The sequence below is a fragment of the Pseudomonas sp. MDT1-85 genome (assembly GCF_054898065.1).
The window spans coordinates 1030304-1045172 of sequence record NZ_CM142715.1; the positions used below are offsets into that span (position 1 = coordinate 1030304).

Consider the following 14869-nt stretch of genomic DNA (forward strand, 5'->3'; position numbering starts at 1 on the left):
GAGCGGGCTTGCCCGCGATGGCGCCCTGACAGCCGACCAATCTCTCGCGGGTATACACAACCCCACGTAGGAGCTGCCGAAGGCTGCGATCTTTTGATCTTGGCGGCCTGACAGCCGACCAATCTCCCCCCGGATATACGCCGACCCACTGTGGGAGCGAGCCTGCTCGCGATGGCGGCCTCACAGCCAACGATGTTTATCGATCGGTAAAAACATCAGAACCTTCCCACATGTTTTTCAGGTTGCCCGTCGGACGCTGTGTCTCTAGCCTTTGTCCGTCGCTGACAATTCAGCGTCCGGGCGTCGCGGCTCGATTCTTGAGGCATAATCGCTCCACCAAACAACAGCACTTTTGGGTGTCTGTCGTTTCGTGTCATGGCGACTGTGCGCGGGATACCTTCGGGTATGCCGAGCAAGCCTCAGGGATCGGTCCGCGAACCCGCGTACAGCTGCCACCCCAAATTGCATCGCGGCAATTTGGAAGTGGCTCCATTTCATCCCAGAGGTGTAATCATGTTCAAAGCAACCCCGAATCCCCCAGAAACCGACAACATTTCCCCTTACGAATCTGCTGATTCAAAAAAATTCCACGACGCCGCTAACCGCGCGCTCGACCACTACCTCAATCCCACCCCAAACAAAACCGAAGGCCGCAAGCCGAGCAAGATGTTTATGGTTGCGCCAGATATGGATAACGAAAGCCTGCTAGCCCATGTCTGCGAGTCGTTGGCGTCGGCAAGCGTCATGACCAGCGACATTGCCGCGTATGTCGAAGCCCCACAGCGGCATACGATCCTGGCGATTCAGCAGGTCATCATGCTGGCCGAGCTGGCGGTGAATCGAATGCTGGATAACGTCGACATACCAAAACCCGCGCCACACAGCTGACCCCCCTGTAGGAGCGAGGCTTGCCCGCGAAGGCTTTCTCACATTCAACATGGATGTCGTCTGACATGCCGCCATCGCGAGCAGGCTCGCTCCCACAATTGAATCGTATGCATCTGCAAGAAATTGGTTGGCTGTCAGGTCGCCTTCGCGGGCAAGTCGGATCGCCGCACCGCTCGCTCCTACGGGATCGCCGTTGGTCTTTCAACGACCAAAGGCCCGGGCCAATGCGCTGAAACTGGGGCCGGCCAGTACGATCAGCAGCGCCGGGAAGAGAAACAGCATCATCACGACGGACATTTTCGCGGACATCTTGGAGATGTATTCCTGCAAGCGTGTCAGGCGCCGGTCATCGAGCAGTATTTTGAGCCCCAGCAGTGATTTCATGGCGCCGCCGCCCTGGTGGATCAATTGCTGAAGAATCACGCAGGTGTCGGTGAATTCGTCCACCGCCAACAATTGAGTGGCCTTGTTCAGTTCTTCGCCCAGTTCCAGACCGGAATCGACCCGGGTCAATATCAGGCGCAGTTCATGGGTCAGGGCTGGCAGTAATTGTTTGCCTTCGATGCTCAGCACTCGCAGCGACTGCTCCACCGCCATGCCGGATTCGAACAGGATGCGCAGCAGTGGAATGAAGGTCGAAATCTCGATCGCCAGTTGTCTTTGCCGACGGTGTGCGGCAGCGGCCAGCAAGCGTTTTGGCAACAAATAACCGAGGGCGGTGGCGAAGGCCGGGGCGATCCAGGCATTGTTCACCTGCGGGAAGAACACGCTCTGGATCAATAGACTCAGGACCAACGCAAGCACCGGTATGCCGATCTGGCAGGCGGCGAACAGCGAGCGTTGTCGGGCGCTGCGCCAGCCGAGGCGGTTGAGCAGTATTTGGGTTTCGTTGTCCAGTTTGACCGAGCGCTGACCGATGCGACTGTCGCCCAGCGCTTGCAACCAGTGACTGACGCGATGGTCGCTCAACGGTTTGCCGTCCAGTCGTTGAACCACCTGGCGAGCACGTCGATGCTGGTCCAGCAGCCCGTTGAGCAGCAACAGTGTGGCGGCCAGAAACAACAGTGCGCTGATCAGCAGGGCTATTTTCATACGCTACGCAACATGCGCCACAGCGCCAGGCAACCCACGACCTGCAGGCCGAACGCGGTCGCGAGCATCATTTGCCCCGAACTGCTGTTCCACATGGCGAGCAGGTATTTCGGATTGGACAGCAAAAAGTAAGCGGCAAGCCCCACTGGCATCAGGGCCAGCACTATCGCCGTGATGCGGGTTTCGCCCGTCATGGCGCGCAGTTGGCGCGCAGCCTGGTCTCGTTCGCGGATCATTTTGATCAGGTTCTCGAACAGCTCACTGGCATTGCCGCCGTAGCGGTGATTGACCTTCAGGCCCAGCGCGAACAAGCGAAACTCGTCTTTCTCGTACAGTTCGGCGAAGTCCGTGACAGCGTCAGGCAGGCTGACGCCCAGGTGCACGTTGCGCTGAACCCGGCCCATGGCGTTTTTCAGTGGGTCTTCGGCGGCGTCGATGGCGACCAGCACCGCATCGGCCAAGGTGCGTCCGGACTTCAGACTGCGCACCGTGTGATCGAGCAATGACGGCAGTTGTTCGATCATGCGCTTGAGCCGGCGCTGATAGCACCAACTGATGTACAGCCGTAGAGCCAGAGGTGGCATCAGCAACAACGCCAGCAAACCGATCCAGCTCGCGAGGGCAAACCCCAGCAAGATGCCCACGGCCCAGAGCAACAGCCACAACCCCAGGCGCTCGGTGGGACGACCGAGGCCGGCGCGTAGAAAGGCCCGTTCCAGGCCAGCCCAGGAAGATTTCGCCACCGCCAGTTGCGGTTGCCCCTGCATCAAGCGACCGAGGGTTCGATCGATGCCGGTCTGGCGCAGACCGTTGTAGAACAAACGGATCGACAGACCCAGCAACGTCAGGCAAATCAGGATGAGCAGCGCCGGTTTGAGCATGCTGTGACCCTTTAGTGCGGTAAGGGAGAGAGCGCCGATTCGCGACGCAGTTTATCGCCGGCGGGGTTGACCGCCTCGCGCAGAAAACCGAAACCGGTCCGTCGGTCGAAGCGGAACAGCGTATTGGTCACGTAGATGTCATCACGAATACCCACGACCTCCACCACTTCGCTGACGCAGCGGCGGCCATCGGGCAGGCGCGTCAGTTGAATCACCACGTCCAGCGCCGCACAGATCATTTGCCGCAGGGTGCGTTCAGCGATGGAGCGTCCGGTCAGGCCCACCAGGGTCTCCAGGCGCAACAGCGCATCCTGGGCATTGTTGGCATGCACAGTGCTCATGGAACCGTCGTGGCCGGTGTTCATCGCGGTGAGCACATCGACTACTTCGACGCCGCGGATCTCGCCGAGGATGATCCGGTCCGGGCGCATCCGCAGCGCGTTGCGAATCAGATCGCTGGCCTTCACTTCGCCGTGGCCTTCGGCATTCGGCGGTCGGGTTTCCAGGCGCACCACATGAGGATGGCCCAGTTGCAATTCGGCGACGTCTTCGATGGTGACCAGGCGTTCGTGAGGGGCGATCAACTGGCTGAGGATGTTCAGCAGCGTGGTCTTGCCGGTGCCGGTACCGCCGCTGACCAGAATGTTGCAACGCTTGCCCACGGCCTCCTGAATAAATTCAAAGATCGCCTGATCGATGGTTTGCATCGCCATCAGATCGGAGCTTTTGAGCATGTCCTTGCGAAATTTTCGAATCGACAAGCAGGGGCCATCGAGGGCAATGGGCGGGATGATCGCGTTGACCCGGCTGCCGTCGGGCAGGCGCGCATCGACCATCGGCGAAGATTCGTCGAGCCGTCGGCCCAGAGGCGCGAGAATTCGCTGCATCACCCGCTCGACGTGGTGGTCGTCGATGAAGCGCAGGTCACTCAGGTGCAACACACCCTCGCGCTCGACAAACACCCGGTGCGGGCCGTTGACCAGAATCTCGGTCACCGTCGAGTCACGCAGCAGCACCTCCAGCGGACCGAAACCGGTGAGCTCGTCGACGATTTCTTCAGCCAGCCGCTCCATCTCATAACGGGAAATCGCCAGGTGCAAACGGGCGATGTACTCGGCGACTTTGTCGATGACGAACTGCGACAGCATTTGCCGCGAACCTTCCAGCAGGTTTTTTCCAGACTCTTCGATGGCGTCGATGATGTAGCGGTGCAGCACCAGTTTCAGGCCTTCGTGGTCGGTATTGCCGGCCGGCCCGTGGGAGGGCGCGCCGAAGAGTTTTTCCCCGCTCATGGCGCGCCCCTCAATCGGTCGAACCAGCCGGCCTTGGGTTTGTCCGGGTCTTCGGAGCGTTTGGCCAGGCGTTCGCCGAGGGCGCGCAGGCTTTGGGTCAGGTTCTCTCGCGGAGCCAGTTCGAACAGGCTCACCCCCTGATTTTTGGCGCTGAGCCGCACTTCCGGGCTGTAGGCCAAGACCGCGATAACTTCCATGCCGAAACTTTTGCTCAAGGTGTCGGAGTCTGGCGCGACGCTGCGCAGATAGCGGTCCACCAGCAATCTGGCGTGGTCGAGCTTCAGGCCTTTTTCGCGCCAGCGGCCGAGCACCTCAAGGTTGCGTCGGCAGTCGAGCACATTCTGATCGGTGTACCACAGCAACTTGTCGCAATGGCTGACGAAGGTGCGCAAGGCTTCGCTGTCTGACTGGCCGGCGAGGTTCACCACGATGTGCTGGAAATGTTGACGCAAGGCACTGAGCAGCATGTACAGCTCGGCGGCACTGGTCTGTTCCAGCGGTTCGTCGTTGCTGGCGTAGGCGAGGATCCGCAGCCCGGCGTCACAGGTGGTGAAGGCACTGTCGATCAGTGTCGCGTCGAGGCGTCTGAGATGGCGCAACGCATCGCCGAAATGAAACGAACTCTCCAGCCCCAGCAATGCAAGGCTGTCGCCACGCGGCAGGCCCAGATCCAGCAACAGTGTCTGCTGGCCGCTCTTTTGCACCACGTGCGCAAGGTGGTTGGCGAGCAACGCTCCGTCGGCATTGCTCTGCGCACCGTAAAGCACGGTCAGGCCACCCTGTTGACTCTGTTGTGTGTTCGGCGACACGGTCGGCAGGCGTTTGCTCAGGCGTCGCACCAGCCCGGCCACTTCACTGGAACGCGAGCCGTAAGAGACGAAATCCCGCGCGCCGGCACGCATGGCATTGAGCACGAGTTGGTTATCCATGCCGTCGCCCAAGGCAACGATCGCCAGCATCGGTTTGGCTTCCAGGGCTCCTTCGATCAACGCGCTCTGGGCCACCACATGTTCACGGTCCAGACCCACGAACACCAGGCTGGCGAAGGTCACGTCTACCAGCGTCAAGAGTTCATCGAGATTACCGCCACCGGCGCTGATCACTCGGCCCAAAGGCGCAAGCGCACCTTGCAGCCACTCGAAGTCGGTGCTGTTGCGCGTGATCGCGAGGAACGTCTGACTCAGGTTCTGGGGCTGGCTCATTGCAATAACCCGCTGCATTTATCGAAGCAGCCGTTGTCGAGCAAGTACTGCGTGAAACGTCTGCGCATGGAAAAGCGTCCTCGCTCGATTCAGGGCGTTTGTTGGGTGACTTCATTGCCGCGGATGACTTCCACGCTCGCCTTGTGCGGTGCTGCGCCGGTCGCAGGTTTGGGTGTGCCGGCCAGGGCCAGTTGACTGAATTGCACCAGTTCGCGATGGGCGCTGGCCAGGCTCGCCTTTGAATCGCGGTTGCCGGCCCAGTATTGGTTCAGACGTTTTTCCTCTGCACTGCGCACGGCCAGGCGCAAAACCCCGACCTGAGCGGCGAGCATCAGGCGACTCAAGAGAGGTTCGGGGACGGCGAGCAAAACGGTGCGGGCGCTGGCGCGCTGTTGTTCCTGCTTGAGTCTTTCTTCGGTGCTGCGTGCCGGGTTGGCAGGCTGGCCATCGTTCATCAGCCCCAACTGGTCGCCGACACCGAGTACTCGCAACGCCGGGACCACGACCTGGGCCGATTGCTGGAGGTTGTTGGTGTCCATGCGCAGAAACAGCAGGACGTCGACATAGTCGCCGGGGCTCAGTTGACCGCCGACATTGACCACGTCATCCGCCGCCACAGCGAGGGCGCGCTCATCGGGGCGGATCATTCGCGCCAGCGCACCGCCGGTTTCGAAACTTTCATCATTTAGCCAACTGCCGGCAGTCAGCGTGCGCCAAGGCATACGGCCAATGGCTTGATCGAGACGAGACAGGCTGCCGGCCGGGGCAGTCCGGAGTTTTTCCACGGTCACGTCGGCGGCGGTGATTGGCTCGAACGGCGCTATGTCACGCAGCAGCACAACCACTGGCTGGCGACTCGGGTCGTCCGTCGGCGCCAAAATCGGGGCCGATGACGTGCCGGGTTGCGCGACGGATTCGGGTGCCGGTTGGCGACTCAGCGCCAGCCCCCAGTAACCGGCAATGATGGCGCCTACCAGAAACAGCCCGGCCAGGCCCATGGTGACGCGACTGTTCATGACGGCTCTCCCTTTCCTGCTGCGTAACGCCCCCAAGAGTTTATAAATGAGATGATTTCGCAATCAGGCAGCTATGAACATGGAACTATTTCGCTATTTGACCGTAGCGCAGGTAGAGCAAAAAGCCATTACAGGTCAGTAAATATCTGACAAAAGTTACGGGCTGCAGCCAAAAGGGCTGCTTTATTACGTAAATGACCCGGCTATTACTTAAGTATTAATGCGTTCTTACAGTTGTTGGTCCGGGGTTTGCCGACAATGCTGGTGCTGGCATAGGGGAATCATGTTGCGGCCGTGCAACATCCGCTGCCTTGGGAGACACGTCATGTCCTTTACTAAAGTTGTTCAGAAGATCAAAACCGAATTCGTTTTTTACAAAGGTCTGGCCAAAGATACTGAAGGTGCTTCGGGTATCGAGTACGCGATTATTGCGGGTATGGTGGCTGTCGCGCTGGCGGCATTTGCGGGACCCATCGCCACGAGTGTCACCGCAATGTTCACCACAATTTCAGATGCGCTTTGATTTGAAGGCTGGCAATAGGCAGTCATTTGCCAATCCCGTAAAGGGCTTCTAACGTCAAGGCTTAGTCCATTGCAGGTGTTACCCCATGAACGCTCCAGCGCTCCTTCGCCAACAGCTGCTTCTGGTCGATGATGAGGAGGATGCGTTGCTGGAGTTGGCGGAGTTGCTGGAGGGCGAGGGCTTTACTTGTTTTACGGCAACGTCGGTCAAACTCGCCCTTCATCATTTGACTTGTCATCCTGATATTGCGCTGGTGATTACTGATTTGCGGATGCCGGAGGAGAGTGGCATGTCGTTGATCAAGCGGTTGCGTGAGCATACGGCTCGCCAGCATTTGCCGGTGATTGTGACGTCGGGGCATGCGGATATGGATGATGTGAGTGATATGTTGCGGTTGCAGGTGCTGGATTTGTTTCGCAAGCCGATTTATCACGTGCGGTTGTTGGAGACGTTGAATAATTTGTTTCCGCAGCCTCGGAATTTGGTTAACTCCTGACCTACGGAAGATCAAAAGCCGGATCAAAAGATCGCAGCCTTCGGCAGCTCCTACACGGCGTACGCGTTTGCCCTGTAGGAGCTGCCGAAGGCTGCGATCTTTTGATCTTGGCGGCCTGGTAGCCGACCATTCTCTTTCAGCCATACGCTAACTGTAGGAGCGAGGCTTGCCCGCGAAGGCAATCTCGCAGGCGCTGTCAATTAAGCGCCGAACTCACGTAGCAGGCCGCCACTGCCCCACCATATGTTCCAGATCCCCCGCACCCATCAACTGAAAATCCCCACTGGACCCCGCCGCGCTGGACATCAGCGTCACTTCACTGGGAAGGCGCACCGGTTTCCTGAACTGCACCGCAATCTCAACGTTTGCCGTCGGCAAATGATCGGTCAGGGCTGCCAGCGTACGGGCCTTGTTCCACAGGCCATGGGCGATGGCGCCAGGAAAGCCAAAGAGCTTCGCGCTGATCGCACTCAGGTGGATCGGATTGTAGTCCCCGGACACCTTGGCGTACCGCCGACCTATGTCGGCCGGCGCTTTCCAGTGGGCCACTTCGGTCAGCGGTAGCGTCGATGCAAAAGCGTCCTCGACGGGCTCGCCTTCCAGTTTGACGCCGCGACAGAGCATCTGGCTTTCCGCTTCCCACAGCACGCCCAACTGATCGTCGAGCGTCGTCACCAAATCGAATGTCGCCCCCTTGGCATGAGGTTTCAGGTTCTGCACTTTCACACTGACCCGCACCCGGTGCACGCCGCCCATGGGGCGCAGGATGCGGATGCGATTGCTCAAGTGAATCAGCCCCAGCAGCGGGAACGGAAACGCTTTGGCCGTGAGCAATTGCATCTGCAAGGCAAACGCCAGGATGTGTGGATACGTCGGTGGTAGCAGCCCGTTGTCGGCGAAACCACAGACCTTGAGATAAGCCTCCAGGCGTTTCGGATCGACATTGACCCAGCAGTGATAACCCAGGTCAGGCAGTGTGGTGCCGATGATTTTGCGTCGCGTTGCCGCCTTCACATACAGCGTTTGCAGGCCCGGTTCGCTATTGAGTGTGTGCCAGTCGGTGGTCATGGTCAGGCTCCCAAAACGCTTTGCCCGCAGACGCGTAACGCTTGCCCGGTAAACGCTCCGGTGCCCGGTTGTGCCAGCCAGGCCACGGCTTCGGCGACGTCTTGTGGCAGACCGCCCTGACCCAATGAACTCATGCGTCGCCCGGCTTCGCGCAGGCCGAAGGGCAGGTGCGCGGTCATTTGGGTTTCTATGAATCCTGGTGCTACGGCATTGATGCTGATGCCGCGCTCACTCAGCAGCGGGGCCCAAGCCTGGGCCAGGCCGATCAACCCGGCCTTGCTCGCCGCGTAATTGGTTTGCCCGCGATTGCCGGCGATGCCGCTGATGGACGCCAGCAGGATCACTCGGCCGTTGTCGCGCAGGGTGCCGCTGTCGAGCAAAGCCTTGGTCAGCACTTGCGGCGCGTTGAGGTTGACTGCCAGCACCGCGTCCCAGAATTCCGGGGTCATGTTGGCCAGGGTTTTGTCCCGGGTGATGCCCGCGTTGTGGACCACGATGTCGATGCCATCGGGCAAGTGTTCGATCAATTGTACGGCGGCGTCTTCGGCGCAGATATCCAACGTGATGCCGCGCCCACCCAGGCGTGCGGCCAGGGCCTCGAGATCGTTCTTGGCCGGTGGCACGTCGAGCAGGATTACCTCGGCGCCGTCGCGGGCCAGGGTTTCGGCGATCGAGGCGCCGATGCCGCGCGCCGCGCCCGTCACCAAAGCCTTGCGTCCCGACAAGGGACGGCTCCAGTCCATCACCTGCGCCTCACACGCCTTCAAGCGAATGACTTGCCCGGAAATGAACGCGCTTTTGGGCGAGAGGAAAAACCGCAATGGGCCTTCCAGTTGATCTTCGGCACCTTCACCGACATAGATCAGCTGCAAGGTGCCGCCGCTGCGCAGTTCCTTGGCCAGCGAACGGCTGAAACCTTCCAACGCACGCTGTGCGCTTGCGGCGAAGGGATTGCTCAAGGTCTCTGGCGCCCGGCCAAGAATCACCAGGTGCGCATGGTGATCGAGGTTTTTCATCAGCGGCTGGAAGAACTCGCGCAGCTGTTTGAGCTGATCGACCTGCACCAGATCACTGGCGTCGTACACCACGGCTTTGCGTTTCTGACCATGGCCGGGAATCCACGCGGTGGCCAGGGTCGGGTCGGCGCCGTAGCTGTAAATCGTGTCGGTCAGGCGGTTGGCGAGGCTGCTGACTTTTTCTGTCAGCGGCCCACCGCCAATCAACAGCGCCCCCTCGATTGGCCGCAGCCGGCCTGCTTGCCAGCGTTCCAGTCGTACCGGCGACGGCAGACCCAGGGCACCGACCACACGATGGCCGATGGACGTATTGGCGAAGTCGATATAGCGGTCAGACATGAATCACGCTCCAGCAGCTGGGGTTAAAAGTGTGGACCAGGAATTGCAATTAGTCGTTCGATCCACGAGATACGGCCTACGCTTGATCATTGCAGGTTAGTTTGAGATTGGGTTTAGCAGGACTTTCAGGAAATGGTTTGGTGTTCATAGTTGATTAAAAGGAGCTTTTTCATGACTCAGCTGCGCCGCGTCGCGATTATCGGTGGTAACCGTATCCCCTTTGCCCGGTCCAACGGGCCGTACGCCACTGCCAGTAACCAGGCGATGTTCACCGCAGCGCTGGAAGGCCTGATCGAGCGCTATAACCTGCACGGTGTGCGCATGGGTGAAGTGGCGGCAGGTGCACTGCTCAAGTATTTGCGCGATTACGGCCTGACCCGCGAATGCGTGCTCGGCTCGCGGTTGTCGCCGATGACGCCGGCCTACGACATCCAGCAGGCTTGCGGCACGGGGCTGGAGGCGACGCTGTTGGTGGCGAACAAAATCGCCCTGGGTCAGATCGAATGTGGCATTGCCGGTGGCGTCGATACAGCCTCGGACGTGCCAATCGGGGTCAACGAAAGCCTGCGCAAGATCCTCTTGCAAGCCAACCGCGCCCGAAGCACCGCCGACAAACTGAAAACCTTCCTGCAACTGCGCCCCCGCCACTTGATGCCCGACTTTCCAAGCATCGGCGAGCCGCGTACCGGCCTTTCGATGGGCCAACACTGTGAAATGATGGCCCAGACCTGGAGCATCCCGCGTGACGAGCAGGATCAGCTGACCCAGCAAAGCCATCAGAAACTGGCCGCGTCCTACGCCGAAGGCTGGCATAACGATTTGATGACGCCGTTCCTCGGCCTGACCCGGGACAACAACCTGCGCCCGGATCTGACCCTGGAAAAACTGGCCTCACTGAAACCGGCCTTCGAGAAAAGCGCCAAAGGCACCCTGACCGCGGGCAATTCCACGCCACTCACCGATGGCGCGTCGGTGGTGTTGCTGGGCAGTGAGGAGTGGGCGAAAGAGCGCGGCTTGCCGATCCTCGCTTATTGGCGCGACGGCGAAGCGGCGGCGGTGGATTTCGTCAACGGTGCCGAAGGCCTGCTGATGGCGCCGGCTTATGCGGTGCCGCGTTTACTGGCACGCAACGGCCTGACCTTGCAGGACTTCGATTACTACGAAATCCACGAAGCGTTCGCCGCGCAAGTGCTCTGCACACTCAAGGCCTGGGAAGATCCGGAGTTCTGCAAAACCCGTCTCGGCCTCGACGCACCGTTGGGCTCCATCGACCGCAGCCGCCTGAACGTCAAGGGCAGCTCACTGGCCGCTGGGCATCCGTTTGCCGCTACCGGTGCGCGCATCGTCGCCAACCTGGCGAAGCTGCTGGACGCGGCGGGCAAGGGCCGAGGGTTGATCTCGATCTGCGCCGCTGGCGGTCAGGGCGTGACGGCGATTATCGAGCGCTGATTAATGAGGGGGTGAGCACTGCCGCGTTTTGTCGTTTTTTGAGTTATTTAGACAGTGACGGCCTCATCGCGAGCAGGCTCGCTCCCACAGGGTTTTGCACTGTCCTTGTGGGAGCGAGCCTGCTCGCGATTGGCCGCGAAGCGGCCACCGAGATTTTGGATCAGGTTCTAAAGCGCCGAACCAACCCATCCAGCTCATTGGACAACCCTGCCAGGCTCTGAGAATCCAGGCGCGCCGAGTTCGCCAGTTCTGCCACCAACTGCGCATCACCATGAATCTGGCTGATGTGGCGATTGATGTCTTCCGCCACTTGATGCTGTTCCTCAGCCGCCGTGGCGATCTGGGTGTTCATGTCGCGAATCACATCCACCGACTCACGAATCTGCCCGAAGCTGCTGCGCGCTTCGCCGATACGCGTCACCGATTGCTGAGACACTTCCAGGCTCGCATGCATCTGCTGCGTCACCTGGCTGGTGCGTTTGGCCAGGTTGCCCAGCAACCCGTCGATTTCCGCCGTGGAGTCGGCAGTCCGTTTGGCCAGGGCGCGAACCTCATCCGCCACCACCGCAAAACCACGGCCCTGTTCACCGGCCCGGGCTGCTTCGATGGCGGCGTTCAGCGCCAGCAGGTTGGTCTGTTCAGCGATCGAACGAATGGTCCCGAGGATCGACTGAATGTCATTGCTATCGCGCTCAAGCTGTTGCATCGATTGCGCCGACTGTTCGATTTCCTGGCTCAAGCGATCGACACTGCTCACTGCGGCATCGATCTGCTGCTGACCTTCGCGCGCCTGGCGCTGGCCGCTGTCGGCCGACTCGGCGGCCTGGCTGCAGGAGCGCGCGACTTCGTTGGCGGTGGCGACCATTTCGTGGAACGCCGTGGACACCATGTCCACTGCTTCACGCTGCCGCCCGGCGGCTTCGGCCATGTCGCTGGACACTTGCGTCGAGCTCTGGGAGGTGGCGAGGATCTTGGTCGCGGCGCCGCCGATGCTCTGGATCAGGTTGCGAATCGCCGCCAGAAACTGATTGAACCAGTTGGCCAATTGAGCCGTTTCGTCGCTGCCGCGGATTTGCAGGTTCTTGGTCAGGTCGCCTTCACCCTGGGCGATGCCTTCCAGACCGCTGGCCACGCTGCGGATCGGTCGCACGATCAGGCTGGCGAAACTGGCGCCGACGATGGCAAAGAACACCGCCAGTACCGCCGCGATGATCGCGATCAGCCAGGTCAGTTGAGTGGCCGGGCTCATTACGTCGGTCTGCTTGATCAGGCCGATAAAGGTCCAGCCCAGTTGCTCCGACGGCCAGACGTTGGCCATGTAGCGCTCGCCATTGAGCTCGACTTCCACCAGCCCTTTGCCGGCCTTGGCCAGTTGCGCGTAGCCGTCGCCGAGACTGTTGAGGGCCTTGAAGTTGTGTTCCGGTTGCTTCGGATCGACCAGCACTTTGCCGGTGTTTTCCACCAGCATCAAATAGCCGGTTTCGCCGAGTTTGATCTGTTTGACGATTTCGGTGAGCTGCTTGAGCGTCACGTCGATGCTGACCACGCCGCCATTGCTGCCCAGTTTGTTATCGATGGTGCGCACGGTGCTGACGTAAGTCGCGTCATCCTGAGCCCAGTAATAGGCTTCAGTGCGAAATGGCTTACCGGGTTTGGCCTGCGCGGCTTTATACCAAGGGCGTTGGCGCGGGTCGTAATTGTTAAGCTTCGCATCATCTGGCCAGGACACGTAACCGCCCGCTGCGGTGCCAAGGATGGCATAGGCATAGGCCGGGTGACTGTTGCCCAGGTCCTGGAGGAGGGCGAAGATGTTCTTGTCCGACTCGCCTTGGGGAATGCTCTCTGCGTTGGCGCTCATGTAGGTCTTGAGGCTGTCGTCGGAGTTCTTGATCAGCGGTTGGGTGGCCAGGTAATCGACGTTCTGGCTGATGCCGTCAAAGAACAGCTGCATGGCATTGCTGACCTGACGAATCTCGCGGCCGCTGCCGTCGACAAAATTATCCTTGGCATCGCTGCGCAAGTTCAGCACCACGAGGGTGGCGACCAGCACCACGGGCAAGCACGCGATGATTGCAAACGCCCAGGTCAACTTCTGTTTGATGTTCATCCGCGCTCCAGTTTTTTCTTGTAGGCCCACGCAGTGCAGATGACTCGCGGATTATTGGCAGCCGAAAATTTTTGATACACCCTCATCCTTGAGTGCGCCCTCGTTATCATTGTCGGGGCGATTGTCGGACAATTCCTTTTCTCTCTAATGACTTCGGCTGAGGAACGTGGAAATTTAGGCCTGTTGAGAAAAATCCGGCGAAGGGTAGGGGCTATGTGTCAGATTCTGTCGCAAATGCCCTTGTAGCCCTTCATCAACAAGTGGCGCAGGCTCAGCTATGATCCTGAGCGGTCGATAAGTTGCGCCGATTAATCCGGCACATTGTGTGCCTCTTGATGTTCATGGGAACGTTCATAGGTCGGCAACCCCTCCCGCGAATGAGAGGATTGCCGTATAACGAATGACTTTCGCGTGTTTGGTAATAAAGGACCCACAATAAAAGCTGATGAAGACTCCAAAACGCATTGAACCCCTGATCGAGGACGGTCTGGTCGACGAGGTGCTGCGCCCACTCATGAGTGGTAAAGAAGCAGCTGTTTATGTGGTGCGCTGCGGCAACGAGCTGCGTTGTGCCAAGGTCTACAAGGAGGCGAATAAACGCAGTTTTCGTCAGGCGGCCGAGTACCAGGAAGGCCGCAAGGTGCGCAACAGCCGGCAGGCTCGAGCGATGGCCAAGGGCTCCAAGTTCGGCAAGAAAGAAACCGAAGATGCCTGGCAGAATGCCGAAGTGGCGGCGTTGTTCCGGCTGGCCGGTGCCGGTGTGCGGGTACCCAAGCCGTATGACTTCCTCGAAGGCGTGCTGCTGATGGAACTGGTGGCCGACGAGTACGGCGATGCCGCGCCGCGTCTGAACGATGTGGTGCTGGAGCCGGACCAGGCGCGCGAATATCACGCGTTTCTGATTTCGCAGATCGTGCTGATGCTGTGTACCGGTTTGGTGCACGGTGACCTGTCCGAGTTCAACGTACTGTTGACGCCGACCGGCCCGGTCATCATCGACCTGCCGCAAGCGGTGGATGCGGCGGGCAACAACCACGCGTTCAACATGCTGGAGCGGGACGTGGGCAACATGGCGTCTTACTTCGGTCGTTTTGCACCGGAGTTGAAACGCACCAAGTACGCCAAGGAAATGTGGGCGTTGTACGAAGCTGGCACTTTGCACCCGGCCAGTGTGTTGACCGGCGAGTTCGACGAGCCGGAAGAGCTGGCGGACGTCGGCGGGATCATGCGCGAGATCGAGGCGGCCCGTCTCGATGAAGAGCGTCGTCAAGCGGTTCGGGCGGCGGACGATGCGCCACCGAGCAAGACCGAAGAGCCGCCTCCGCCGTGGATGCAGTAATCGGTTGACCCACAACCCGGCTTCGGCCGGGTTTTTCATGCCTGCTGGCTCTGAATCTCCAGACACTGGAAATTAACTGTGGGAGCGAGCCTGCTCGCGATGACGGCAGCACCCTCAACATCAATGCCACCTGACAGTCCGCTATCGCGAGCAGGCTCGCT

General features: G+C 59.9%; 13 protein-coding genes and 1 pseudogene. 5 read left to right on the forward strand and 9 right to left on the reverse strand.

The features are described 5' to 3' along the window. Nucleotides 1-513 precede the first annotated feature (513 nt). The gene (locus tag ACYZT2_RS04575; RefSeq protein WP_461970502.1) at nucleotides 514-888 is read left to right on the forward strand and encodes a DUF6124 family protein; all 375 of its coding nucleotides are present in this window, start codon (nucleotides 514-516) and stop codon (nucleotides 886-888) included. 201 nt (nucleotides 889-1089) lie between these two features. On the opposite strand, the gene ACYZT2_RS04580 is transcribed toward ACYZT2_RS04575, so the two are convergent. The 5 genes from ACYZT2_RS04580 to cpaB all read right to left on the reverse strand — a co-directional run bounded on the left by ACYZT2_RS04580 (nucleotide 1090) and on the right by cpaB (nucleotide 6371). After that, the gene (locus ACYZT2_RS04580) at nucleotides 1090-1980 is read right to left on the reverse strand and encodes a type II secretion system F family protein (RefSeq protein ID WP_461970504.1); all 891 of its coding nucleotides are present in this window, start codon (nucleotides 1978-1980) and stop codon (nucleotides 1090-1092) included. Then, complete coding sequence (locus ACYZT2_RS04585) at nucleotides 1977-2861, reverse strand: type II secretion system F family protein (protein WP_461970506.1); 885 nt, start codon at nucleotides 2859-2861, stop codon at nucleotides 1977-1979. The genes ACYZT2_RS04580 and ACYZT2_RS04585 overlap by 4 nt, the downstream gene beginning before the upstream one ends. Nucleotides 2862-2872: 11 nt before the next feature. Then, nucleotides 2873-4153, reverse strand: coding sequence for a CpaF family protein (locus tag ACYZT2_RS04590; protein ID WP_461970508.1), 1281 nt, complete (start codon nucleotides 4151-4153; stop codon nucleotides 2873-2875). Then, nucleotides 4150-5355, reverse strand: a complete 1206-nt coding sequence (locus ACYZT2_RS04595) for an AAA family ATPase (protein ID WP_461970510.1) — start codon at nucleotides 5353-5355, stop codon at nucleotides 4150-4152. The genes ACYZT2_RS04590 and ACYZT2_RS04595 overlap by 4 nt, the downstream gene beginning before the upstream one ends. Nucleotides 5356-5444: 89 nt before the next feature. After that, a complete protein-coding gene (gene cpaB, locus ACYZT2_RS04600; protein ID WP_461970512.1) occupies nucleotides 5445-6371 on the reverse strand; it encodes a Flp pilus assembly protein CpaB in 927 nt (308 codons plus the stop codon). A gap of 325 nt (nucleotides 6372-6696) precedes the next feature. On the opposite strand from cpaB, the gene ACYZT2_RS04605 reads away from it, so the two are divergent. Both ACYZT2_RS04605 and ACYZT2_RS04610 read left to right on the forward strand, forming a co-directional pair. Continuing rightward, on the forward strand, nucleotides 6697-6894 hold the full coding sequence (locus tag ACYZT2_RS04605) for a Flp family type IVb pilin (protein WP_461970514.1): 198 nt from the start codon (nucleotides 6697-6699) through the stop codon (nucleotides 6892-6894). A gap of 85 nt (nucleotides 6895-6979) precedes the next feature. Beyond that, the gene (locus ACYZT2_RS04610) at nucleotides 6980-7390 is read left to right on the forward strand and encodes a response regulator (RefSeq protein ID WP_461970516.1); all 411 of its coding nucleotides are present in this window, start codon (nucleotides 6980-6982) and stop codon (nucleotides 7388-7390) included. Between the two features lie 213 nt (nucleotides 7391-7603). On the opposite strand, the gene ACYZT2_RS04615 is transcribed toward ACYZT2_RS04610, so the two are convergent. Together ACYZT2_RS04615 and ACYZT2_RS04620 are read right to left on the reverse strand one after the other, a co-directional pair. Next, nucleotides 7604-8458 carry a MaoC family dehydratase gene (locus tag ACYZT2_RS04615; RefSeq protein ID WP_461970518.1) on the reverse strand — a complete coding sequence of 285 codons (855 nt, stop codon included), beginning with the start codon at nucleotides 8456-8458 and terminating at the stop codon, nucleotides 7604-7606. 2 nt (nucleotides 8459-8460) lie between these two features. Further along, the gene (locus tag ACYZT2_RS04620; RefSeq protein WP_461970520.1) at nucleotides 8461-9813 is read right to left on the reverse strand and encodes a 3-oxoacyl-ACP reductase; all 1353 of its coding nucleotides are present in this window, start codon (nucleotides 9811-9813) and stop codon (nucleotides 8461-8463) included. Between the two features lie 171 nt (nucleotides 9814-9984). Here ACYZT2_RS04620 and ACYZT2_RS04625 point away from each other — a divergent pair, with 171 nt between their 5' ends. Next, nucleotides 9985-11262, forward strand: a complete 1278-nt coding sequence (locus ACYZT2_RS04625) for an acetyl-CoA C-acetyltransferase (RefSeq protein ID WP_461970522.1) — start codon at nucleotides 9985-9987, stop codon at nucleotides 11260-11262. A gap of 160 nt (nucleotides 11263-11422) precedes the next feature. Here ACYZT2_RS04625 and ACYZT2_RS04630 read toward each other — a convergent pair whose 3' ends face one another. Together ACYZT2_RS04630 and ACYZT2_RS04635 are read right to left on the reverse strand one after the other, a co-directional pair. Further along, a complete protein-coding gene (locus ACYZT2_RS04630; protein WP_370694472.1) occupies nucleotides 11423-12190 on the reverse strand; it encodes a methyl-accepting chemotaxis protein in 768 nt (255 codons plus the stop codon). 138 nt (nucleotides 12191-12328) lie between these two features. After that, nucleotides 12329-13369, reverse strand: a pseudogene (locus ACYZT2_RS04635) (cache domain-containing protein); the annotation flags it as partial. 445 nt (nucleotides 13370-13814) lie between these two features. Here ACYZT2_RS04635 and ACYZT2_RS04640 point away from each other — a divergent pair. After that, nucleotides 13815-14708: a PA4780 family RIO1-like protein kinase gene (locus ACYZT2_RS04640; protein WP_253552160.1), complete on the forward strand. Its 894-nt coding sequence runs from the start codon at nucleotides 13815-13817 to the stop codon at nucleotides 14706-14708. Nucleotides 14709-14869 lie beyond the last annotated feature (161 nt).